Raw genomic sequence first — 24,335 nt, forward strand, 5'->3', positions numbered from 1 at the left:
TTCCTCCGCTGCAAGAAAACCGTTAAAGCTCTGTGACACGGGAGAGGGAAAATATGACTCAAAGACAGCTACCCGCCTGATACGCCATAACGTGTACCGCATCGCGCCTTTGCCTGGCGGATAATATCGTTCGTCAGTTGGGGCGGCAGTCGCTGCTCCGCCGGAAAATAGTCCCGGCCTAGCAGCCGGTATTTGTCGCGGCCTAAACGGTGGTAGGGCAGAATTTCATAGCTGACCTGCGCCAGCGGAAGAATGAAGTCGATAATCGGTTTAATGTCGTCCCAGGTGGCGTTAAACCCCGGAATCAGCGGTGTGCGAACATGAATGGGCAAGCCGGGGAACGCACGGCGTAAACGCAATAAATTGGTCAGAATGCGGCGATTGCCCCGTCGGGTAAACCGGCGGTGCCGTATGTCGCTCAGGCTTTTAACATCAAAGTAAACGGCATCGGCGTAGCCGGCGACCTCGCGCAGAACCGGCCAGTTGCCGTCGCCGCAGGTTTCCAGCAGCGTATTGATATTTCTTCTCTTTGCTTCCTGCAATAGCGCCAGCGCGAACGCCCCTTGCATCAAGGGTTCGCCACCGCTCAACGTCAACCCGCCGCCGGAGCGCCGATAAAAAATCGCGTCGGACTCCACGATATCCAGCACCTGCCCCACCGTCATCCGTTCGCCAAAATAATGCAAAGCCCGCGTCGGGCAACTGGCGATGCATTGCAGACAGTGAGCGCAGCGGCGGCGGTCAATACTTATCTCTCCCGACGGCGCATAACCCAGCGCCGCCGTCTGACATTGGGGGGCGCACAGCCCACAGATCGCGCCGCCCAGACATTTGCGGACATCAACGGCGATTTCCGGCTTGCCCATCTGGGATTCGGGGTTACTGCACCACGCGCAGCGCAGCGGGCAACCTTTCAAAAATACCACCGTGCGGATCCCCTCCCCGTCATGCAGAGAGTAACGCTGAGTATTAAATACCCAGCCCGTAGGCTGTTCGGCGCAAAACGACATGGCAGGTTTACCGTAACCGGAGGCTGTAACTAACCGTCAGCAGCGGAACATCCGTCAATGACGACATCCGTCTAAAACATTTCATGCCCGGTGCGGGCGATCAGGTCATCCTGTAAATCCGGCGACAAATCGGTGAAATAGGCGCTGTAACCGGCGATACGCACAATCAGCCCGCGGTAACGTTCGGGATCGGCCTTGGCCGCCAGCAACGTTTCGCGGTTAATGACGTTAAACTGCACGTGCCACAATTTCAGATCGCACCAGGCTCGGATCAAATCGCACAGTTTGCGCGTTCCCGTCTCCCCCGCGACAATCGACGGCGTGAATTTAATATTCAGCAATCGCGCCGCCCGTTCGCGGAACTGGTAGTTCTTGGTCTGATAATTCGACAGCAGCACCGCCGTCGGCCCTTTGCTATCGCATCCCTGAGAGGCCGATGAGCCATCCGACAGCGGCATCCAGGCCTTACGGCCGTTTGGCGTGGCATGCACCACTTTGCCGAACGGCACGTGGGAAGTGAAAGGCACCAGCCGAAGGTCCAGATGCACGCCCAGCGTTCGCGAATATTTACGGGTGAATTCCAGGCACACTTTATCCAACGCTTTGCCGATATCATCGGCATAGGGATCGTTGTTGCCGTATTTAGGCGCGTTCATCAGCAGGGCGCGCAGCACCTGATGATGTTCAAAATCGTTTTCCAACGCCGCCAGCAACTGAGACATTGAAACGCGCCGCTCTTCGTAGACCAGTTTTTTAATCGCCGCCAGCGAATCAATCACCGTGCCGTAGCCCATAAATTCGAAGTAGCCTAAATCAATCCCGCCGTCGATCGTCGGCTGATGAATATCTTTGCAGGCCGCCATGGCTAAGTCATGCAAGGCCGAGCCTAGCGGCCAGGCAAAATGCTTAGCCCGTAAATCGATGATGATCTTTTGCTGGATAAAGGCGTGGCGCAGAAAATTAATATGCTGCCGGATATAGGCCTGCCAAAAATCCTCCCATGTGGCGAAATTCAGCGGGTCGCCGGTTTCCAGACCGAGCCGTTCTGAACCGTAGCGTTTCATCCGCCCGTTATAGAGCGTCATTTCCAGCGCAGCCGGGAAATTGATATAGGCGCAGGGGCTGGTATAAGTATCGCGGTTCGGCATCCGGCATTCGGCGCAGCCGGAAACCGCATAGTCATAGGCCTGGGAAAATTCGGCCCCCTTGGATAGCAGCAAGGGAACGACTTCCTCATCATTAATCAATTTAGGAAAGCCGGTGCCCTCTTTAATCGTCTCCGCGATATCGTGAAGAAAACGCGCCGGCGTACGATTGTGAATACGGGCGGCCAGATCGGGATAATGCAAAGGAAACTCGCGTTTGGAGCGTAAAAACAGGTGCGACAACGCGTTGGTGGCATCCATACCGTCCGGCGTCTGCCCGCCGATGGTCACCGCCTCCCAGTGCGCATAGCCTTCGTTAAACGCGCCCCCGGTCGGTGAGATATATAAGTCGACGAACTGCGCCATGGATACCCACACGCAGGACAACCACTCCAGCGCCTGCTCGTCATTCAATACGCCCTGCTCGATATCCCGCTGATAATAAGGGAAAAGATACTGGTCCATCCGGCCATTGGAAATAATGGTGCCGGTTTTCTGCTCCAGGCGGGAAAAGAGCTGGGTAAACCACTGCGCCTGAAGGGCATCGCGAAAGTCCCGCGCCGGGTGTTCCGGCACCCGCTCGCAGCGCTCGGCAATCTCCAGCAGTTCCTGCCGCCGCCGGAGATTATTTTCTTTCTGCGCCAGTTCTCCGGCAAGCCGCGCATGACGCTTCGCCCACAGCACGATCGCATCGGCGGCGATGATAATCGCCTGTAAGAACGGCGCTTTTTCCACGCTATCAAGCGGATTAAACGGATCCAACTGCGCCAGCCGCTGCTCGGCGTCCTGACGGATACCTTTAAACCCCCGCTGCAATACCTTTTCATAGTCATGCACCCATTGAATGGATGAGCGGAAAGAGGAGGTTTCATTGACGATAAAGCGGGAAGTCTGCTGGTCTTTGGGATCATAGGTCAGGCGCAACGTCTCTTCCGGCAATGCCTGAGACAGGCTCTCATGATAGGTTTTACCTTGCCAGTATGGGGAAATCTCCTCACGGATAACCGCGCTGTCCTGCTCATCAATGGTAAACGGCGACGCCATCCGGGAAGGAAGCTGACTGATGGCGGCATCAAGAAAATCGCCATCCAGCTCGGGATAAAGAATGCCATAACGCCCCGGCTTACCGGCCCGGCCGACGATCAACTGTTCATCATCAATATAAACCGTGATGTTCTGCGCAATGTGATACATCGCCTTCGCCCAGCGCAGGATCAATAATTGTCCTTCCGTGGCGCGCATCGACGCGGTGAAATAGCGGGCGCGTTCCACGTCAATGCCGGGTTTCCCCCGCTGGATTTCGGTCAATATCTTATCTGTCCTGCGCTGTTGTCTGGCCTGTGGAGCCGCGCTGGATTGTAAAAGACGCGATTCCTGCGGACTCAGTACCGGTGCTTCCTGACTCATTACCCGTTCTCCGCTTTACGCGCGTTAGCCGGCCACGCGCTTATTCGTTAACCTGTTGGCGGTCGATCTCCGCGCTTTCCCCGGAATGCGCCTCACGCCGGTTAAAAATATGTTCCAGCACTTCCTGCTCCAGCGCCGCCAGACGAGGCAAACCCCGCTGCCTCGGCCGCGGTCGAGGCAGATCGATAGTCAAATCCAGACCGATGGTTCCCTGTTCGATCAGAATCACCCGATCGGCAATACCAACCGCCTCGCTGACATCGTGCGTCACCAGCAATACGGTAAAACCCAGATCCAGCCATAAACGCTCGATAAGCTGTTGCATTTCAATGCGGGTCAGCGCATCCAATGCGCCAAGCGGCTCATCAAGCAACAGCAGGCGCGGACGGTGGATCAGCGCCCGGGCTAACGCCACGCGCTGCTTTTGCCCGCCGGATAACGCCGCCGGCCAGTCGTTTTCCCGCCCGGCAAGCCCTACCGCGTCCAGCGCTTCCCGCGCTTCGGCTTTCCAGTCCCCCGTCAGGCCGATGCCCACATTTTCAATCACTTTCTTCCAGGGAAGCAGCCTGGCATCCTGAAACATTAGCCGAATATCCTGACGAAATTGATGCAGCGGCTGATTTCCCGACAGTAGTTGCCCACCGTTGGGCTTTTCCAGGCCGGCGAACAAACGCAGCAAGGTGCTTTTGCCGCAGCCGCTGCGTCCGACCACCGCGACAAACTGCCCGGCGGGGATCTGCAAATCCAGGCTATGCAATACCGAACGCTGATTAAAATGCTTATCAAGCCGCTGCGTGGCGAGCGAAATGCCCTGATTGACGGAATAGATACGGGCGCTCATGCCTCAACCTCCGGTTGATTGATAGGAAGGATGCCAACGCAGCCAGCTTCGCTCCAGCAGGCGGGCGGCGATATCCGCCAATTTGCCAAGCACGGCATACAGGATAATGGCCATCACCACGACATCGGTTTGCAGAAATTCACGGGCATTCATCGCCAGATAACCGATCCCGGCGCTGGCGGAAATGGTTTCCGCCACAATCAGCGTCAGCCACATCAGGCCAAGCGCAAAACGCACGCCGACCAAAATGGAAGACAACGCGCCGGGAAGAATAACCTGACGAAACAGCGCAAAGCCGGACAGCCCGTAATTACGCGCCATTTCCACCAGCCCGGCATCGACCTGGCGCACCCCGTGGTAAGTATTCAGATAGATAGGAAAGAAGGTGCCCAGCGCCACCAGGAAAATCTTGGCCGATTCATCAATCCCGAACCACAGAATAACCAGCGGGATCAGCGCCAGATGCGGAACGTTGCGCACCATCTGCACCGTGCTGTCGATCAGCAGCGCGCCGAAGCGCGATAGCCCGGTAATCAATCCCAGCAACAAACCGATGCTTCCGCCGATGCCGAAGCCCACCGCCGCCCGCCAGCTGCTGATCGCCAGGTGTTGCCATAATTCGCCGCTATAGGCCAGCGTCCAACCCGCCTTAAGCACCGCGCCCGGCGCCGGCAGTATGCGGGTGGACAACCAGCCGGCCGTCACCGCCCCTTGCCAGGCGATAATCAATAACGTCGGTATCAGCCAGGGGATCAGCCGCGTCAGCGTCTGTTTAACTATGATATTCATCGAATTCTTCTCCTGATAAAACGCGTTGACGGAGTAGTAAGTGATGGATTACTGAGGCTGAGCCCACACCGCCTGCTTGATATCCAGCTTTTGCGGAATCAGCTTCAGGTCGGTGAAGGTATCGGCGATACGCTGCTGGCCGGCTATCACCTCCGGCGAAATAAACTGCGCGTCATAGCCCTGCCGCTCGACGGCAACCAGGGCGATATCCTCAGGCAACCCCAGCAGCGGCGCGACCTGACGGGTAACCGCCTGCGGGTCCTGCGTGGCTTTCTTGCCGATGAGGCGGATTTCTTCGATCAGCGCGCTGATGACCTGCGGGTGTTTGGCGGCGAAGTCGCGGGTCGCCAGATAAAACTGATAATTATCGACGATGCCGCGGCCGTCCCGCAGCACTCGGGCATGGATCTGTTTTTCCGCGGCGGCGCTAAAAGGATCCCAGATAACCCAGGCATCGACGCTGCCATTTTCAAATGCCGCGCGGGCATCCGCCGGCGGTAAATACACCGGGGTAATGTCGCTGTATTTCAGTCCGGCTTCGTATAACGCCCGCACCAATAAATAGTGAACGTTAGAACCTTTATTTAACGCCACTTTCTTTCCTTTTAATTCCGCCACCGAACGCAGCACGGAATTTTCAGGCACCAGAATAGCTTCCGCCGCTGGAGAAGCCGGTTCGTTGGCGACATAAACCAGACTGGCCCCGGCCGCTTGGGCAAATACCGGCGGCGTTTCCCCGGTAAAGCCAAAATCGATGGAACCGACATTTAATCCTTCAAGCAATTGCGGGCCGCCGGGAAACTCCGTCCACTTCACCGTAACCCCTTGCGAACGCAATCGTTTTTCCAGCGCACCTTCGCCCTTCAGCAACACCAGCGTGGTGGCGGATTTCTGATAGCCAATGCGTAAAACGTCTTCTGACCAAGCGGCGGCGGAAAATGCCATAGAAATAATGAAAAGAAGACCATAACGGAGGAAGCCGATCATAAATGCACCGTAGAATAGAGACAATAATTGTGCATCCTAGCCCTATCAACCGGCAGTATGAAACATCAGTTATTGATAAGGATATCGATTATTTATCTAACGGGTTATTTAAGGGGAAATATATTTTCCACCCATCCATTAATATACGTTTTCTATTAACGCGGTTGATGACAACGTTTGACGTTGCTGTTAATTACCCCCTCCCAGCCTCCCCCTTGTCAGTTGTCTCTTAGTCACAATGATTTCCCGATAACGATATATATAAGTTCAGCGCTATTTCGTGCGCGAAAAGAAAGGCTTTTTCATGCCACGTCGTAGCACGCGCCCGACGCAGGGTGGTTCAAACGCCCCCCCCCCTCCGGACCCGGGCTTGTGGCTGAAATCACGCCGCTGACGCGGTACCTTCGGCGGACGCCCCCTTTTCCGAACCGCCAGTGACGCGTTCCCGACGCGGCACTGGCTTGAGCAGTATCCATGCTGCTCATTCGCGGGGTCGTTCACCTCAGCGTAATTTCTTACGCCGTGGGGCGAACGGTTTAAGCACTGAATATATATTTAATATCAGTATGTTAAATATAAAATATTAACAAGGGACTTTTGTGGGGATTCCTCAGCCCTCCCGGCTTCCCCTTGTCAGGGGGAGGAGCTAACATATTAAATTAAAATGCCGGGTTTCTCCCTGGGTGGGGTTATCAGCAACTTCGATTAAAAAGCTAAAATGTTAATACCAACGGTGATAAATATTTAAAAAATCGCACCATTACTTGCCATTTATTTTACTCCACGTCCGAGACGCATTTACTTTTCTTAAAATAGCATTAAGGCATATCCAATAGTGAAAAACCGGCAATAAAAAGACAACTATCGTCTTTGACAGTTTTTATTTTTTTATCAAGCATAGCTTTTGTTTTCTCTATTTTATGGGATGCCAACTATGCCGCTATTATTATATTGGGCTAATCGCCGACGATTAGTCGCCTTGCCGCTGTTTTTATTATTCATTTTCATATTATCGATATTCACGCTTCCCCCGGCTCAGGCTGAATCGACGCTGCGCATTGGCTACCAAAAATCGTCTACGCTGCTCACCATTCTGAAGTTGCAGGGCGCTCTGGAAAAAACGCTCAATGAACAAGGGGTAAAGGTTACCTGGCATGAGTTCTCCAGCGGATTGCCGTTACTGGAGGCGCTTAATTTGGGCAATGTGGATATTTCCGCCGACGTGGCGGATACCGTACCGGTGTTCGCACAGGCGGCCGGGGCAAAGCTGACCTACGTGGCGCTGGAAACCCCCTCCCCCGCGGCGCAGGCGATTCTGGTGCCGGATCATTCGCCGCTCAACAGCCTGGCGGAGTTGAAAGGCAAGCGCATTGCCGTCACCAAGGCGGCAGGCAGCCACTTCTTGCTGATCGCCGCGCTCGCCAAGGCCAATCTCTCTTTTAAAGATATTACGCCAGCCTACCTGACGCCGGCCGACGGCCGGGCGGCGTTGGAAAATGGCAACGTTGACGCCTGGGTAACCTGGGAACCCTTCGTCTCCAGCGCCATCGTTCAGCAAAAAGCCAGGGTGCTGGCCGATGGCGAAGGGCTGGCGAGCTATCAGCGCTATTATCTTGCCGCAACGAACTACGCCCGCCAACATCCTGAAATTCTGAATATTATTTTTCAACAACTGGAAAAAACCGGCCAGTGGGTGAAGGCGAATCCTGATCAGGCGGCGGCGTTGCTGGGGCCGCAGTGGGGCAATCTGGATAGCGATACGGTCAAGCTGGCTAACGCCAACCGCACCTATCAGGTACGGCCGGTCACGCCGCAAAGTTTGGGTGAACAACAACATATCGCCGATGCCTTTTTTAATGAAGGCCTGTTGCCCGAGCGTATCAACGCTCAGGAGGTCGCGATCTGGCATCCGACTACGGGGCAAAGCCAATGACGGCTGGCGGCGAGCGCAACCGGACGGCGCATCGCTCGACGGTAAGCAGGTTGGTTGAACAGGCTCGTCATGCTCAGCAAGGTATTGAACATTACCATCAACAACAAATCGATCGGGTGGTTGACGCGGCGGCCTGGGCGATTATTCACCCGGAGAATAACCGGGCGTTGGCGGCACAGGCCGTTGCGGATACCGGCCTGGGCGACATCGAAGATAAAGTGGCGAAGAATTACCGCAAAACCATCGGCCTGCTGCGCGATCTTCAGGGAAAACGCACCGTCGGGGTCATTAATGAAATTCCCGCTAAAGGCATTATTGAAATCGCACGGCCGGTGGGGGTTGTCGCGGCAGTCACGCCGTCCACCAACCCGGTCGCCACGGTGATCAATAACATCATCAACGCGATCAAATGCCGCAACGCCATTATTCTTGCGCCCTCCCCCGCCGCGGCAAAGGTGTGCGCCCGCATGCTGGAGTATATCCATCACGAACTGGATTTCGTGCAGGCTCCGCGCGAACTGGTACAGATGCTGCCTATCCCGGCGGATCGCGCCCAAACGGAAACGTTACTGCAACAGGCCGATCTGGTCATCGCCACCGGTTCGCCAAAAAATATTGCCGCCGCGGCGCAGAGCGGCACGCCGGCCTTTGGCGTCGGCGCCGGCAATGTCGCCAGCATCATCAGTGAAACCGCGGATATTGAGGCCGCCGCCGCCCGCATCGCCGCATCCAAAACCTTTGACAACGCCACCAGCTGTTCCGCGGAAAATAGCCTGATTATTCCCGCTTCCCGTTATCGGCAAACCATTGCGGCATTGCTGGATCAGGGCGGCGTGTTATTAACGCCGGCGGAAAAACGGCAGCTACAGCAGGCGCTCTGGCCGGAGGGGAAGTTGGCCCGCCACAGTATTGCCCGCCCCGTCAGCCGGCTAGCGGAAATTGCCGGATTGACGCGACAAACGTGTCATGAGGCGCGTTTTCTACTGGTGGAAGAGCAAGGGATCGGCCCGGCGTTCCCTTTCTCCGGCGAAAAACTCTCTCCGGTATTGACTCTGTACCAGGTAAAAGATTTTCACCATGCCTGTGAGACGGTACAGGCGATCTACCGCTGGCAAGGCGCCGGACACTCGGTCGGCCTGCATACCCGCGACAACAACGAGGCCTTGCAGGCCGGGCTGCTGCTGCCCGCCAGCCGGGTTATCGTCAATCAGGCGCACTGTTTCGCCACCGGCGGCAATTTCAACAACGGCCTGCCTTTTACCCTGACGCTCGGCTGCGGCACCTGGGGCAAGAATCATTTCTCGGACAATCTCAACTACCGTCATTTTTTTAATCTGGTCAGGATTTCATCGCCGATACCCGAAAACGTACCGGCGCTGGAAGACGTTCTGGGCGGCTATTTGCACAGGCGCTATCCATGAGCACGCAACCCGCTACGCTACAGGACATTTTATTGCGGCAGGCGGCTAAGCGCCCGGACGCGCCGTTTATCGTCGCCGGCGAATCGCCTGACGCCCTGAGTTTCTCTCAGCTATTACAGAGCACCACCGCCACGGCGGCATGGCTGCACGAGCAAGGCTGCCGGCCGGGAGATAACATCGCCTTTCTGTCGGAAGGCGGTTTTCATACCGTCAGACTGGCGCTCTCTTTGATGCTGGCCGGCTATGTGGCGGCGCCGCTTAACCTGCTGGCGACCGACGATGCGCTGGCGCGAATTATTCCCCACAGCGACGCGCGGATCATTTTCACCACGCGCCAGCTCACTCCCCGCTTGCAGGGCATACTGCAACGGCTTCCCGCGCAGGAAAGGCCGTTGATGATCACCCGCGAGCGCTGGCCTGCCGCCGAACAACCGTTATCCAGGCATTCCATCCCGCTCTACCGGCCGGCGCCGGCGCACCCCGCGTTACTGATGTACACCTCCGGCACCACCGGAAACCCGAAGGGCGTGTTGCTCAGCCATGCCAACCTGTTCGCCGCCGCGGGTGAAATCAGCCGCTGGCACCGGCTTGGCCCGCAGGATCGTTTGCTGAGCACCCTGCCGGTTTACCATATTAACGGCTGGGTTATCGGCGTACTGGTTCCGCTCTTTTCAGGCGGCAGTCTGGTCGCCATGCGGCGTTTCTCCGTTTCCGCATGGTGGAAAACGGTCGAGAACCATCGCTGCACCTGGCTGAATCTGGTGCCCACCATGATTGCGTTCTTATTAAATGCCGATACCGGCGGCGCACGGCGCTATCCTCGGATAAGGTTTGCCCGTTCAGCCTCCGCGCCGTTACCTCAGACACACCATGAACAGTTTGAGCAACGTTTCGGCATCCCGGTGATTGAGGGCATGGGAATGACGGAGTCCAGTTCGCTGGTTTTCTGTAATCCTCACGCACAACGGGTATTCGGCAGCGTCGGGCTACCCTGCGGCGTCGAGGCGGCGGTCATCAATAAGCAAGGGGAACGGCTGGCGGATAACCGCGTGGGGGAAATTATTCTGCACGGCGCCGGCGTCATGAATGGCTACTACAAAGATGCCGTTCAGACGGCCTCCGCCATCGATCGGGACGGATGGCTACACACCGGTGATTTAGGCTATCGCAATGATACCGGGTTCTATTTTGTTACCGGCAGGCTGAAGGAGCTGATTATAAAAGGCGGCGAGAATATCGCGCCACGAGAAATCGACGATGCGCTGGTCAGCTACCCGACGATTATGGAGGCCGCCGCTTTCGCCATTGCCGACGCCGACTACGGACAGGACATCGCCGCCGCCATCGTCCTTAAGGCCGGTTGCCGGCTGGATGAAGAGGCGCTGCGCGAATGGTGCGGGGAAAAACTGGGGAAATACAAAACGCCGCGTTATTTTTATCTGGTGACCAGCCTGCCTCGCGGCGCTTCCGGTAAAATTCAGCGCCTTAAGCTGGGTGAACAACTGATGGTTAATTCGGCGAATACGCTTAACGCCCAAACCTAGCCAGGCAACGCGCCGCGAGTGAATATCAACGGGATAACCGCTACGGCGTCCGTCCGTGCCAGGGAGTCAGCTTGCGTTGCAGGTAGCGCAGCCCGATTTCCATCACAAAAGCGATGCTCGCAATCACCAGGATCCCCAGAATCACCACCTCCGTCACCAAAAACTGTGAGGCGGCCTGTACCATAAATCCCAGCCCTTGCGTCGCCGCCACCAGTTCCGCGGCGACCAGCGTTGACCAGCCCACCCCCAGCCCGATTCGCACCCCGACCAGAATATCCGGCAGCGCGCCGGGGAAAATGACATAGCGGATAAGCTGTAACGGCGTCGCCCCCAGTGTCTGGGCCGCGAGGATCCTGGCTGGGTCCGCACTGCGCACGCCATCGGCGGTCGCAATCACGATAGGAGCGAGAATAGCCAGATAAATCAACAACACCTTGGAAAACTCGCCAATGCCGAACCAGATAACGATCAGCGGAAGATAAGCCAGCGGCGGGATGGGTCGATAGAACTCGATTAACGGATCAAACACCCCACGGGCAATCCGGCTACGGCCGATAGCGACGCCCAGCGGGATCGCCGTCAATAACGCCGCCAGTAGCGCCAACCCGATACGTTGCAGGCTGGCGGACAAATGATGCCACAGCGTGGCATCCATATATCCGACGGTAACCAACTGCCAAAACCGCCGTAATACCGCGCCAGGCGCAGGAAGAAATAACGGTTCTATGACATTGAAGCGGGTTGCCAGCCACCATGCCAGCAACAGCGCGCTGATGCTGATAGTGCTGACGGCAAAGAGCGGGAGCGGTTTGGTAACCGTTGGCCGTTTCCGGGGGGCATTTTGCTGTGTGGTCGGGTTCTCGACAGCGCTCATGGCTATGTATCCTCATCGCGGTTTGAAAACTGTTCGCGTTCGGCGAACACGCGGGAAAGAACATGTTCTCGCATATCAATAAACGACGGATCGGATTTTATGGCCCGCGCGCTTTCCCCATCCGCATAGCGTGAGCCAAATTCAAGCTTCAGATGCTCGATAATCCGTCCTGGATGGGGCGACATAACGATCAGATCGGTAGCGAGGAAGATGGCTTCTTCAATATCGTGCGTGATCAAAAAAACCGGCTTAACCGTTTTTTTCCACACCGTGAGCAACAGTTCCTGCATCTGTTCACGCGTGAACGCATCCAGCGCGCCAAAAGGCTCATCCAGCAGTAAAACCTGCGGATCGGCCGCCAGCGCTCTGGCAATACCGACACGCTGCCGCTGCCCGCCGGAAAGCTGCCACACCGCCCGGCGGTCATAGCCGCTCAATCCGACCTGCGCCAACAACCGCCGCGCCTTCTGTTCGCGCTCGACCGTCGGCACGCCGGCCAGTTCCAGCCCAAAGGCCACATTGCCCAGTACGTCCCGCCAGGGCAGTAATACATCGTGCTGAAACACGACGCCGCGATCCGGCCCCGGCCCGGCAACAGCCTCGCCGTCAAGCGAAATAGCCCCCGCAACGGGATGGAGAAATCCGGCTATCAAATTTAGCAACGTGGTTTTTCCGCTGCCCGACGGGCCCAAGGCCACCATCAATTGTCTGGCGGATAGCGTAAAAGAGATATTTTCCAATACCGCCTGTTCGCTATTGGTATAACGAGCGCTAACCCGTTCAAGTTTCAGTAATGTCATCGTATATACGCTGGCAAATCACGCCCGCGCCGGCAAGGCGCGCGGGCGCGTCAAACATCATTCGGGAACAAACCTGGCGGTAACATAGGGCGAGTAATCGGGTAAAACCGCATCAATGCGTCCCTGTTCCTTGAGAAACGCCGCCGTATCGCTAATCGCCTTCACGGTTGGCTCGGCAAGGGACTCCCGTTGCTCCTCCGCCAAAGGATAGGTATTTCCCTGCAACAAACCGGGGATATCTTCCGCTTTGGCGCCGGTGATTTTCACCAGCTTATCGATGTTGCTTTTATCCGCCAGCCAGGCTTGCGGATCCTGGCGGTAGCGGGTATAGGCATCCTGGGTGACGTTGGCAAACGCTTTTGCCGCCTGCGGATGCTTCTCGGCAAAATCCTTGCGTACCAGCCAGACATCAAACGTCGGCGCGCCGAGATTGGCCAAATCCCCGGAAGAGATCAAAACATCGCCGCTCAATTTCGCCACGCCAAGCGCCGGATCCCAGGTATAGGCGGCATCAATATCGCCACGTTGCCAGGCAGCGCTGATAGCCGGCGGATTCAGATTCAGGATCTGTACTTTTTTCGCATCGATATTCCAGTGCTTAAGCGCGGCCAGCAAACTGTAATGGCTGGTGGAAACAAAAGGCGTCGCGACCTTCTTGCCGATCAAATCTTCGGGCTTTTCGATACCGGCCCCGTTGCGCACCACCAGCGCTTCGCTGGCCCCCAGTTTGGAGGCGATCAACAATGTTTCAACCGGGACTTTCTGACTCACCGCGGCGGCATAGGGACTGGATCCCAAATAGGCTATCTGCACATCGCCGGAGGCCACCGCGGCGATCACTTCCGCACCGGCGTCAAATTTTCGCCAGTCTATTTTCAAACCGGTCGCTTTTTCATAAACGCCATCGGCCTGAGCCACCTGCGAAGGATCCGGGATCGTTTGGTACGCCACGGTAAGATCGGCGGCGCTCGCCATAAAGCTCAAACTGATTAACATCGTTGCGGCTAACACCGGCCGTAAAAACAGATATCTCATTGTCATCCCCTATATACTCGTCATACTTCAAGTTGCATATGCGTTGGCTTTCCCGCGACTCGAATTATTTAGCGTATTAAATAGAAATGTTACTTTCCTTTCTTTTATCAGCACAATATACGATGAAAGCAATGGATATAAACACGTTATCTATATAACTTATAAAACTAATATTTTCTAAAAAACGTCTATAAAATCGCACGATCCAAAACCGGAGATGTAACCTATCCAATAGATTTCGAGTTATAGAAAGGCGGCGACGCAGCGAACCTAATTTCCCGGCAGCGCGTTCAAGTCATAGTGAAATAAGCAAACGCATCGACATCGAAATTTATCGATAGTCTTTTCATGGTAATAATCTTTGAAATTCTCACCGTTCATCGGTTTATCAAAATACCATCCCTGCCCGGCCGAATTCGGACATTGCTCTCCGGGCGGTTCAACAAGCTCATCAAGATAGGACTGAAACTCGATCTCCAGGACGTCGTTAATATCAAGATTGATGCTCAGGTAAAAATTTCTATTCAGAACCAGAATATCCTTTAGCTCTTCCAACGCCATGCGCGTTATCTGTCGGGTGATTTGCCCGATAATTCCCAGCTTCATGCCACGCCTTTCACCTCGACCACGTCCGCGGCTTATCCTCTGGCGCAGAAAACAGGATGTAAGTATAAATATGAAATAATTATTGGAATAAAAAACTAAATATTGTGTTTTTTCATAATTAAATTGTGCCGAATCGTATCAGTGATGTTTCATATGCCTCAACGAAACCCATCCGCTTTAACGGTGGTTTCATCAATCCTCAGACTAAAAAGGTAAATGAAAATGCGTACATCAGTAAAAAACATCACGACGGTAATCGGCTTCTCACTGGCAGCAATGATGAGTATCCCGGCGGCGCAGGCAATTGAAGGCGGCGTTGATGTCGGTAAAAACTTTACCGACGTGAATATCGGAATGGGACAACACTCTTCCGGCCTGTATATCAACGGCGGCTGGGTTAAAAATAATGAAAACGGCCGTGAAGTGGCCGGGGCCGAAACCGGGATCAATCTTCCCGCCGGTCCGGCGCTGGTCAATCTCGGCATTCAGGCTAATTATATCAAAGGTTCCAACGGCAGCAGCGAAGGCGTGGTTTTCCCGGTCGGCGCCGGCGTGCAATTACCGGTTAGCGACTCGGTCGGGCTGTATGCCAGCGCTTATACCGCTCCCCGTCAGTTGAGCAACAGCACAAAAAATTATCTGGATGTGGATTCCGGTCTGAGCTGGAAGCCGGTGCAACCGCTGACGCTGAAAGCCGGTTATCGCTATATCGGTATGGACGGCAAAAACCAGCGCCCTAATGAACGTCTGGTGGAAGGCCCTTACGTTGGCGGCCAAGTGAGTTTCTAAATAAATTTCTATCCCTACCCAACCTTTGTTGTGCGCTCGTCAAGAGCGCACGTTTATTAACATCAGGACAGATCAATGAGTCGTGGTAAATGTTATTTCTGGCTTTTTATCGCGGTAATTACTGAAATATTTGCAACCACTATGCTGATTTTATCCGACGGTATTAGTCGGGCGATCCCATCGGTATTTGCAACCCTCGGTTATGCCGTTTCTTATTACACCCTGACGCTGGCGTTGAATCGAATTCCAATGGGTTTTGCCTACGCGATTTGGTCCGGTATCGGCATTCTGGCGACCAATATCCTCGGCACTATTTTATTCAATGAAACATTACAGAGCGGGGCACTGATTGGCATGTGGTTAATTATTATCGGCGTGCTGATTATTAATTTACTGTCAAATACCGAAACACAGGCGGAAAGAATATGACAATTTTGCTTATGGCGACGTTGTGGTTATTTATCGCGGTATTGCTGGAAGTCACCGGCACCAGCCTGCTATTAAAAACCCAGAATTTTCGTAAATTTATTCCGTCAGTGCTGGTGATCGGGTGCTATTTGGTCTGTTTCTACGCACTGGCTCAGGCAATGTCGCTTATTTCTCCCGGACTGGCTTATGCCTTGTGGTGCGGGCTGGGCATCATTTTGATTGCCTGTTCAGGATTTATTTTTTATCAGCAGAAACCGGATAGATTCGGCGTAATCGGTCTGTGTTTTATCGTCACCGGCTGTATAACCATGGGATTATTCAAATGATGAACAACCACAAAAATGAATTATCCGGACGCATCAACAGGCTGCGTAACCACTATTTGCAGGCCAAGCCCTTTATTTCCATTTCACGCGCCCGGGCGGTAACGGAAATTTATCAACGCCACCCCGGCATGCCCGCCATTTTGCTGCGTGCGCTGGCTTTTCGCCGCGCCTGCCAAATCGCGCCGTTGGTGATAGAAGAAGGCGAGTTGATTATCAGCCATCCCGCGGGCCGGGCGCGCGGCGGCGAAATTTCGCCGGAAATCGCCTGGCGCTGGGTGGCGGACGAACTGGACACCATGACCGAGCGCGCTCAGGATCCTTACTTTATCAGCGAAGCCGACAAGCAGGAGCTGCGTGAACGCATTTTCCCGTTCTGGCAAGGGCGTTCACTGGATGAGATGGCGGAAACCCAACTGCGTCAGGCCGGGTTGTGGGCCTGGAGCCATGATGAAAACATTTGCGATTTAACCATTAAAACCCAGAATGGCGGCGGCGATACCTGTCCGGGGTATGACAATATCCTGCTGACCCAGGGCATGGCCGGCATTCGGGAACAGGCGCGCCAGTCGCTGCTCGCCCTCTCTGGCGTCAGTGATGAAGAGATGGAAAAACAACATTTCCATCAGGCGGTGATCAACACCTGCGACGGCGTGATTGAATATGCGCACCGCTACGCCGCCTATGCACAACAGCTTGCCGAACGGCAGACTGAGCTGTCGCGCAAGGCGGAGCTGGAGCGGCTGGCGGAAATTTGCCTGCGCGTGCCGGAACATCCGCCGCGCAACTTCCATGAAGCGCTGCAATCCGTTTGGTTCGTTCAGTCCCTGTTTATTCTGGAGGAGAACCAAACCGGCATCTCTCTCGGGCGGGCCGATCAGTATCTATGGCCTTATCTGGAAGCCGATCTGTCGAACGGCACGCTGACGGAAGCGCAGGCAGAAGAGCTGATCTGCTGCTGGATGATCAAAATGTCGGAATGCATGTGGGTATGCAGCGCCGATACCGCCATGTACTTTGCCGGCTATCAGCCTTTTATTAATCTGGTGGTCGGCGGCCAGAAACGCGAAGGCGGCGATGCCACCAATCCGCTCTCTCTGCTGTTTATGGACTGTTCGCGCAAGCTGAAGTTGTATCAGCCGGGGCTGGCGGTGCGGATCCATAACCGTACGCCGCAGAATTTCATGCGCAAAGTGGTGGAGGTGATCCGCGCCGGCATGGGCTTTCCCGCCTGTCACTTTGATGACGCGCATATCCGTATGATGCTGCGCAAAGGTTTTGACTACGAAGACGCCCGCGATTACTGCCTGATGGGCTGCGTGGAGCCGCAAAAATCAGGCAAAATCTATCAGTGGACCTCCGTCGGCTACACAACGTTTACCGCCGCCATTGAGCTGGCGATAAACAACGGCAAGCGCGCCAATGGTAAACAGGCTGGCCCCGCCACCGGCGACATCAGCACTCTGACGGACTATGCCGCTTTCGAACAGGCGGTTAAAACCCAGTTAAGCCATATTATTCGTCAGGCGGCCAGAGCCACGCTGATCGTACAGAAACTGCACAAAAGCTATGCGCCCAAACCGCTGATCTCCTGCCTGATCGAGGGCTGCGTCGCCTCCGGGCGCGATGTGATGCACGGCGGCGCCGAAATCAATAACGGCCCGGGGCTGATCTGGACCGGTATGGCGGACTTCGCCAACTCGATGATGGTGATGCGCGAACTGGTCTATCGTCAGGGCAAAGTCACGGCGGCGGAAATGGCGCTGGCGCTGCGTCATAACTTCTGCGACCACGCGGAACTGCGGGAACAGTGCCTAAATGTCGCCAAATTCGGCAACGATATCGAGGAAGTCGACCTGATCGCCCGCGATCTGATCCGCTTTATGGAATATGAGCACCGTCAGTACCGTATGCTGTACGGCCCGTTCACTCACGGTACGCTGTCCATTTCCAACAACACCCCGTTCGGACTGATCACCGGCGCGCTGCCCAGCGGCCGTCTGGCGGGGCAACCGCTGGCCGACGGCATCAGCCCGTCCCAGCAGTCGGATGTCGCCGGGCCGACGGCCATTATCAATTCCATCAGCCGTATTAACGTCGAAGAGATGGAAATCGGCATGGTGCATAACTTCAAGCTGCTGTACGGCATGCTGGATACGCCGGAAGGCGAACAGGGGATCATCCATCTGCTGCGTAGCGCCAGCCTGCTGGGCAATGCGCAGATGCAGTTCAGCTATGTGGATAACGACACCCTATTGAAAGCGCAGCAAGATCCGGAGTCCTACCGCAACCTGATGATCCGGGTCGCCGGTTATAGCGCATTTTTTGTCGAACTTAGCCGGGAGGTACAGGATGAAATCATCAGCCGCACCCTGCTGCGCCACTTCTGATCTGCGGCACTGTCGCGGTCGGGTATTCAATATCCAGCGCTTTTCATTGCACGACGGGCCGGGCATCCGCACGGTAGTGTTTTTACAAGGCTGCCCGATGCAATGCGCCTGGTGCGCCAACCCGGAGGGGATTTCACCCCATAGCGAGATGCGGTTTGCCGGCGCTTCGGCGCCGCGCCGGGTCGGCGAGATTTACTCCGTCGAACAGGTTCGCCAAAAAGTCATGGCTGACGAAGTGCACTATCGGGTCTCCGGCGGCGGGGTCACGCTCAGCGGCGGGGAAATGGCGCTTCAGCCGGCGTTCGCCCGCGCGCTGCTGGCCACGCTCAGGGAAGAAGGTATTCATACCGCGGTGGAAACCTCCGGTTTTGCTCCGTGGTCAGCGCTGGAGCAAGCCTGTGAATACAGTCAATTAATCATGTATGACCTGAAGCTGGCGAATAACAGCATGCATCTGCATTACACCGGCGTCGGCAATCGGCCTATTTTGCGTAATCTGCAACGACTGCTGGCCGGGGATATTCCGGTGCGTATCCGAATTCCGGCGATCCCGCAGGTCAATGACGGGCCGGAACAGGCGGAGCAAATGATGGCGCTAATCCGTGCGCTCAGCCGCCACAGCCGCTGCTTTACCGGCATTGATTTGTTGCCTTACCACCGTTTCGGCGTGAATAAATATGCGCTATTGGGCAAACCTTATCGCTATGGCGAACTGCACCCCAATCCCGGCCCGGCCGACATCGCCGCATTGCAGCGCGCGGCGGAACGTCACGGTTTGAGCACAACGGCGCTGTCGCACTGTATCGCCTGAGCCGCAGACCGGGGCTGACGCTCTGGTTCGCCGCCGGCCTCCTATTTCGACCAGGTTGCACATTATGAAAGATATGTTTAATAACAGGATCTCGCGGGTAAGCCTGTTGCTGCTGAGTTTACTGCTATCCGGGCCGGCATTGGCAACGGACGGCCCCATGGCGGCTACGGTCAGCGTCGCCAACGCGCATCAGGAAGCGGCGCAAACTTATCTGGGGCGCGTTGAATCCCTGCGTTCCGCTGACATCGTCTCGCGGGTGGAAGGCATTATCGCCCGGCGTCATTTTCACGACGGCGACCGGGTTGAGGCCGGTCAACTGCTGTTTGAGATTGATCCGGCGCAGCAGCAGGCCGCAGTTGCCCGGGCCAAAGCCGCCGTCGCCAGCGCCAGAGCCGGCGCCAACCACGCCCGGCTGCATTTTGAACGCCTCGGTCGGCTTACGGTCAGTCGGGCAGTCAGCCAGGCGGATAAGGATACGGCCAAAGCCAATTGGGATATCGCCCAGGCGACGCTGGCGCAGGCGCAGGCCGAACTGACTACGCAGCAGATTTCGCTCGGCTATACCCGTATTAGCGCGCCTTTCAGCGGACGCATCAGCCATAGTCCCTATCACCAGGGAACGTTGGTCGGGCCGGCGACCGGCACGCTGGCGACGGTAACGCAGCTTGATCCGCTGCGGGTAGTTATCGCGGTCAACGAACCGGACTATCTGCGTAATCTGTCGAAAAACGATGCCGACGGCGCGCCGCGGCTTGACCGTCTGTCGCTTCGGTTACGACTGAGCGACGGCTCACCTTATCCCTATAGCGGTATCTTTGACGCCCTTGATAACCACATCGATCCGCTGACCGGCACCGTCGCGCTGCGCCTGCAAGTCCCCAATCCTCAGGAAAAGCTGCTGCCGGGCGGCGTGGTCAATGTCACGTTGCATACACCGGCGGCCGCCAGCCGCTAAGGAGGGAACCGTGTTACATTTTTTCATCAGAAGACCCAAGTTGGCGATGGTTATCGCGCTGATCACGGCGCTATGCGGATTGCTGGCGCTACGGCTTATTGCCATGGAACAATTTCCGGATATCACGCCGCCGGTGATCGGCGTCAGCGCCTTCTATCCGGGCGCCAGCGCCCGCGACGTCTCGCAGGCGGTAGCCGGCCCGATTGAACGACAGCTCAACGGCGTCAGCCATATGCTCTATATGGAGTCGAACAGCAGCAACAATGGGCGCTACCAGTTGAATATGACTTTTGCCAGTGGAACCGACCCGGACATGGCGATGGTTGAAGTGCAAAACCGACTCTCTCAGATCAGCGCCCAGCTACCGCCGGAAGTGAACAGTCAGGGCGTGACTGTCCGTAAACGCGCCACCAATATTCTCATGGGGATCAGCATCGTTTCACCCGCGAATACCTTTGATAATCTCTACCTGAGTCATTTTGCCCGTCAGCGCCTGATTGACGTACTGGCCCGCATTGACGGTATTGGCGAAGTAGACATGTTGGGCGCACGGGATTACAGCATGCGCATCTGGCTCGATCCGCAACGGATGGAGGCATTGCACATCAGTAGCGACGAATTGATCGCCGCGCTGAGACAGCAAAACGTACAGGCGGCGGCAGGCCAGCTAGGCGCCGCCCCGGCGCCCGTATCACAACAGCAAACGCTGACCCTGAGCGGACAAGGCCGGCTCGCCACCCCGGAAGCCTTCTCCCGGATTATCCTGCGCAGCAATGCTCAGGGCGGGATGGTGCGGCTGGGAGACATCGCTAAAATCGAACTGGGCGCGGAAAATTATCAGATTAATGCGGCCGTAAACAATACCCCCGGGGTACTGCTGATGATTTATCCGGCGCCGGGGGCCAATGCGCTGAGTCTGGTGAGGGCGATTAATCAGGAGATGGCGCGTCTGGCCGTCGATTTTCCCGACGACATCCAGTATCAGGTGAAATTCGACGCCAGCGACTCGGTTCGCGCCTCATTGCAGGAGATCCTGTTTTCGCTGGCGCTGACGCTGCTGATCGTACTGGCCGTAGTCTATCTGTTTATGCAGAGCCTGCGGGCCACCCTGATTGTGGCGCTGACCATTCCGGTCTCGCTGCTGGGTACGGTGGCCGTACTGTATTTGACCGGCTATAGCCTGAATATGCTCAGCCTGTTCGCCATGATTCTGGCGCTGAATATTGTGGTCGACGACGCCATCGTGGTGGTGGAAAACGTCGAACGGCTAATGAGCGAAACCGTAGGGAAAAGCGCGCTTCAGGCCACCAGGGAGGCGGTCGGCCAGATCGCCGGGCCGGTTATTACCACCACGCTGGTGCTGCTGGCGGTGTTTGTGCCGGTCGCGATGCTGCCCGGCATCACCGGCGAGCTGTACCGCCAGTTTGCCGTTACGCTGTCCACCGCCATGGTGCTTTCCAGCGCCAACGCCCTGACCTTGACCCCCGCGCTGTCGGCGCTGCTTTTACGTCCTCGCCCGTCGCCACCGGCAGGATTTTTTGCCGGATTCAACCGGCTGCTTGGCGCGACCCGGGAAGGTTACGTGAAAATGAGCAATGCCATCAACCGCTATGGCACGGTTACCCTGGTGGTTATTGCCGGCGCCGTGGCGATCACTTGGCTATGTTACCGTCAGCTTCCCACCACCTTTTTGCCGCAGGAAGATCAGGGCTATCTGTTTGTGAATGTGCAACTACCGGATGGCGCCTCGTTGGAACGCACCCAGAGCGTACTGGATCAGATGTATCAGCATCTTTCAACCAATCCGGCGGTTGAGGACGTGATCAAGGTCGCCGGTTTCAGCCTGATGGGCGGCGGCAACGCCGCCAATACCGGGTTTGCGATTATCATGCTGAAACCCTGGGAAGAACGCCCGAGCGTCGATCGGCTATTGCCGGAGATCCAGCAACAGCTTATGGCCGTGCCGTCGGCGATGTTGATGGTGGTCGCCCCTCCCCCCATCAGCGGTCTGGGAAATGCCGCCGGCTTTGATCTGCAACTTCAGGCTTTTGAAGGACAGTCGCCGCAGGAGCTGGCCCGCATCAGCCACGCCATCATTATGGCGGCCAATCAGCAGCCCGAATTACAGCGCGTGTTTACCACGTTCAGCGCCAGCGCGCCGGAATATACCTTGACCATCGATCGTGAACGCGCGGCGTTGTTGCAGGTGCCGGTAGACCGTCTGTTCGCCACGCTTCAGACCGCGTTTGGCGGCACGCTGGCCGGCGATTTTACCCACCATAACCGTTTGTTCAGGGTACAGGTGCAAAATGAGATGAGCTTCCGGCAACGCAGCGAACAAATCCACCGGATGTCGGTGCGCAGCGACAGCGGCGCGCTGGTGAATCTCAGCCAGTTGGTGTCGCTACAGCCGTCGCTCGGTTCGCCCTTTGTGACCCAATACAATCTATTTCCGTCGGTGGCGATCGCCGGCTCCGGGGCGCAAGGGGTACGCTCGGGACAGGCAATGCAGGTGATGGAACAGGTGCTGTCGGAACATTTACCGTCAGGGTATGGCTACAGCTGGAGTGGATTATCCCTACAGGAACAGCAGACCGGCGGACAGATTGTCTATCTCGTCCTGGCGGCGCTGGTGTTCGCCTATCTGTTTCTGGTGGCGCAATATGAAAGCTGGAGTATCCCGGCGGCGGTACTGCTCTCAGTGGTTTTTGCGTTGGCGGGCGCCGTAACCGGACTCAAACTGACCGGTCTGTCCAACGATATCTATGCGCAAATCGGCCTGATGCTGCTCATTGGTTTGGCCGCCAAAAATGCCATACTGATCGTTGAATTCTCCCTCAGCCTGCGGAGCCAGGGATACAGTCTGCAACAGGCCGCGCTTCAGGGAGCCAGGCAACGCTTCCGCGCCGTTATCATGACCGCCGTTTCATTTATTATTGGAGTGGTGCCGCTCATGTTGGCGGGCGGCGCCAGTGCGCTGAGCCGGCAGGTCATCGGCGTCACGCTGTTCGCGGGCATGCTTGCCGCCACGACCGTCGGCATACTGTTTATTCCGGCGTTATATCTGCATATTCAGACGCTGCGGGAACGCTTTCACCAACCGGCGGCTTCCGGGGAGCACACACCATCAGAAGGACATCGGCATGAACAACATTGATCGCTCGCGTGATACCGTACTAAGAGGCATGTTGCTGCTCGCTTGCCTGGTGATAGTCATGATCGGCATTCGCCTCGCCGCACCGATTATCGTGCTGCTGTTGCTGGCTTTGTTTCTGGCGATTGTCCTGGAACCACTGATCGTCATGATGTCGCGTCTGGGGCTGCCGCGCCTTGCCGCCATTGCGCTGCTAAGCGTGAGTCTGTTGATCGCTCTGCTGCTTTCGCTGGTAAAAATCATGGGGGCGCTGCCCGAACTGACGCAAATGATCGCCCAAATGCGCGGATTGCTGGCCGCTCATCTCATTACCGTGTTGGAACCGCTTACGCGGGCGGGGCTGTCGTTGACGCCAGATGAGGTGATGGCCTTAATCGATCCCAGCCAGCTCCTGAGAATGGCGACCCGGACCGTCGGCCGGATATCCGGGATCCTGTCAGCCGTGCTGGTGGTATTCCTGATGGTGATATTTATGCTGATAGAGGCGCCTGCGCTGGCCGCCAAAAGCCATCGTCTGTTGCGGCACTCTTCCGCCGGCATTGACGCCATTCGCCAGGGAATAGGCTATGTGACGCACTATCTGGTGTTAAAAACGCTGATTAGCCTGCTGAGCGGTCTGGCGGTCTGGGCCGCCCTGTTCCTGCTGAACGTGAAATTTTCTTTCATCTGGGGCGTGCTGGCGTTTCTGCTGAATTTCATTCCGGTGGTGGGTTCCGTGGTCGCCGCCGTCCCGCCCTTGATCCAGGCATTCCTGTTTAACGGCTTTGCAACCGGCGCATTGGTGCTGCTGGCGTTTCTGTTGATTAACCTGATCGTGGGATGCCTGCTGGATCCCTACCTGATCGGGCGTAAGCTCAATTTGTCCACCAGCACCGTGATCATATCGTTGCTGGTATGGGAAGGGTTGCTGGGAATGACCGGCGTGTTGCTGGCCGTGCCGCTGACCATGTCGGTCAAATTAACGCTGGAGCAAATCCGCGGCGGCAGAAAACTGGCTTTTCTGCTGGCGGCAAAAGCCCCCGGCGCCTGAACCGACCTATTCCGCCACGTGGCAATCCGCCAGCAGTGGCGGACGTAAACTATACTTTGCGG

At 56.3% G+C, this 24,335-nt stretch carries 20 protein-coding genes; 11 read left to right on the forward strand and 9 right to left on the reverse strand.

The genetic code is table 11. The features are described 5' to 3' along the window. Positions 1-68: 68 nt before the first annotated feature. The 5 genes from JG725_RS06465 to JG725_RS06485 all read right to left on the reverse strand — a co-directional run bounded on the left by JG725_RS06465 (position 69) and on the right by JG725_RS06485 (position 6,179). On the reverse strand, positions 69-1,010 hold the full coding sequence (locus JG725_RS06465; RefSeq protein ID WP_199377271.1) for a glycyl-radical enzyme activating protein: 942 nt from the start codon (positions 1,008-1,010) through the stop codon (positions 69-71). Positions 1,011-1,081: 71 nt separating this feature from the next. Then, a complete protein-coding gene (locus JG725_RS06470) occupies positions 1,082-3,562 on the reverse strand; it encodes a pyruvate formate lyase family protein (protein WP_199377272.1) in 2,481 nt (826 codons plus the stop codon). A gap of 40 nt (positions 3,563-3,602) precedes the next feature. Beyond that, a complete protein-coding gene (gene ssuB / locus JG725_RS06475; protein WP_172289993.1) occupies positions 3,603-4,403 on the reverse strand; it encodes an aliphatic sulfonates ABC transporter ATP-binding protein in 801 nt (266 codons plus the stop codon). Positions 4,404-4,406: 3 nt separating this feature from the next. Continuing rightward, positions 4,407-5,192 carry an aliphatic sulfonate ABC transporter permease SsuC gene (gene ssuC, locus JG725_RS06480; RefSeq protein ID WP_172289992.1) on the reverse strand — a complete coding sequence of 262 codons (786 nt, stop codon included), beginning with the start codon at positions 5,190-5,192 and terminating at the stop codon, positions 4,407-4,409. A 48-nt stretch (positions 5,193-5,240) separates the two neighbouring features. Beyond that, positions 5,241-6,179 carry a sulfonate ABC transporter substrate-binding protein gene (locus tag JG725_RS06485; protein ID WP_199377274.1) on the reverse strand — a complete coding sequence of 313 codons (939 nt, stop codon included), beginning with the start codon at positions 6,177-6,179 and terminating at the stop codon, positions 5,241-5,243. A gap of 934 nt (positions 6,180-7,113) precedes the next feature. Here JG725_RS06485 and JG725_RS06490 point away from each other — a divergent pair. From JG725_RS06490 to JG725_RS06500, 3 genes are read left to right on the forward strand one after another with little or no spacing between them, the layout of a single operon-like run. Further along, entirely contained in the window at positions 7,114-8,112 is a 999-nt protein-coding gene (locus JG725_RS06490; protein ID WP_172289990.1) for an aliphatic sulfonate ABC transporter substrate-binding protein, read from the forward strand. Next, positions 8,109-9,533 carry an aldehyde dehydrogenase family protein gene (locus JG725_RS06495; protein ID WP_199377276.1) on the forward strand — a complete coding sequence of 475 codons (1,425 nt, stop codon included), beginning with the start codon at positions 8,109-8,111 and terminating at the stop codon, positions 9,531-9,533. Before JG725_RS06490 ends, JG725_RS06495 begins: the two co-directional genes overlap by 4 nt. Further along, positions 9,530-11,077, forward strand: coding sequence for a class I adenylate-forming enzyme family protein (locus JG725_RS06500; protein ID WP_199377278.1), 1,548 nt, complete (start codon positions 9,530-9,532; stop codon positions 11,075-11,077). The genes JG725_RS06495 and JG725_RS06500 overlap by 4 nt, the downstream gene beginning before the upstream one ends. Positions 11,078-11,117: 40 nt before the next feature. On the opposite strand, the gene tauC is transcribed toward JG725_RS06500, so the two are convergent. The 4 genes from tauC to JG725_RS06520 form a co-directional block, all read right to left on the reverse strand. Beyond that, entirely contained in the window at positions 11,118-11,951 is an 834-nt protein-coding gene (gene tauC, locus JG725_RS06505; protein ID WP_199377280.1) for a taurine ABC transporter permease TauC, read from the reverse strand. A 2-nt stretch (positions 11,952-11,953) separates the two neighbouring features. Then, positions 11,954-12,751 (reverse strand): taurine ABC transporter ATP-binding subunit, encoded by a 798-nt coding sequence (gene tauB, locus JG725_RS06510; RefSeq protein ID WP_172289986.1) that lies wholly within the window; start codon positions 12,749-12,751, stop codon positions 11,954-11,956. Positions 12,752-12,808: 57 nt separating this feature from the next. After that, positions 12,809-13,786, reverse strand: coding sequence for a taurine ABC transporter substrate-binding protein (gene tauA, locus JG725_RS06515; RefSeq protein WP_199377282.1), 978 nt, complete (start codon positions 13,784-13,786; stop codon positions 12,809-12,811). Between the two features lie 270 nt (positions 13,787-14,056). Further along, positions 14,057-14,392 carry a hypothetical protein gene (locus JG725_RS06520; protein ID WP_199377283.1) on the reverse strand — a complete coding sequence of 112 codons (336 nt, stop codon included), beginning with the start codon at positions 14,390-14,392 and terminating at the stop codon, positions 14,057-14,059. A 222-nt stretch (positions 14,393-14,614) separates the two neighbouring features. Here JG725_RS06520 and JG725_RS06525 point away from each other — a divergent pair, with 222 nt between their 5' ends. The 8 genes from JG725_RS06525 to JG725_RS06560 all read left to right on the forward strand — a co-directional run bounded on the left by JG725_RS06525 (position 14,615) and on the right by JG725_RS06560 (position 24,273). Continuing rightward, a complete protein-coding gene (locus JG725_RS06525; RefSeq protein ID WP_199377285.1) occupies positions 14,615-15,181 on the forward strand; it encodes a YfaZ family outer membrane protein in 567 nt (188 codons plus the stop codon). Between the two features lie 75 nt (positions 15,182-15,256). Continuing rightward, on the forward strand, positions 15,257-15,610 hold the full coding sequence (locus JG725_RS06530) for a multidrug efflux SMR transporter (protein ID WP_172289982.1): 354 nt from the start codon (positions 15,257-15,259) through the stop codon (positions 15,608-15,610). Continuing rightward, positions 15,607-15,936 (forward strand): multidrug efflux SMR transporter, encoded by a 330-nt coding sequence (locus JG725_RS06535; RefSeq protein ID WP_172289981.1) that lies wholly within the window; start codon positions 15,607-15,609, stop codon positions 15,934-15,936. The genes JG725_RS06530 and JG725_RS06535 overlap by 4 nt, the downstream gene beginning before the upstream one ends. After that, the gene (cutC, locus tag JG725_RS06540) at positions 15,933-18,323 is read left to right on the forward strand and encodes a choline trimethylamine-lyase (RefSeq protein ID WP_233356358.1); all 2,391 of its coding nucleotides are present in this window, start codon (positions 15,933-15,935) and stop codon (positions 18,321-18,323) included. The genes JG725_RS06535 and cutC overlap by 4 nt, the downstream gene beginning before the upstream one ends. Beyond that, positions 18,286-19,134, forward strand: coding sequence for a glycyl-radical enzyme activating protein (locus JG725_RS06545; RefSeq protein ID WP_199377287.1), 849 nt, complete (start codon positions 18,286-18,288; stop codon positions 19,132-19,134). Before cutC ends, JG725_RS06545 begins: the two co-directional genes overlap by 38 nt. 64 nt (positions 19,135-19,198) lie before the next feature. After that, positions 19,199-20,089, forward strand: a complete 891-nt coding sequence (locus tag JG725_RS06550) for an efflux RND transporter periplasmic adaptor subunit (RefSeq protein ID WP_199377289.1) — start codon at positions 19,199-19,201, stop codon at positions 20,087-20,089. Between the two features lie 10 nt (positions 20,090-20,099). Further along, complete coding sequence (locus JG725_RS06555) at positions 20,100-23,246, forward strand: efflux RND transporter permease subunit (protein ID WP_199377291.1); 3,147 nt, start codon at positions 20,100-20,102, stop codon at positions 23,244-23,246. After that, on the forward strand, positions 23,233-24,273 hold the full coding sequence (locus tag JG725_RS06560; protein WP_172289977.1) for an AI-2E family transporter: 1,041 nt from the start codon (positions 23,233-23,235) through the stop codon (positions 24,271-24,273). The genes JG725_RS06555 and JG725_RS06560 overlap by 14 nt, the downstream gene beginning before the upstream one ends. Positions 24,274-24,335: the final 62 nt, after the last annotated feature.

Source organism: Brenneria sp. L3-3C-1, assembly GCF_016456245.1.
GTDB lineage: Bacteria > Pseudomonadota > Gammaproteobacteria > Enterobacterales > Enterobacteriaceae > Brenneria.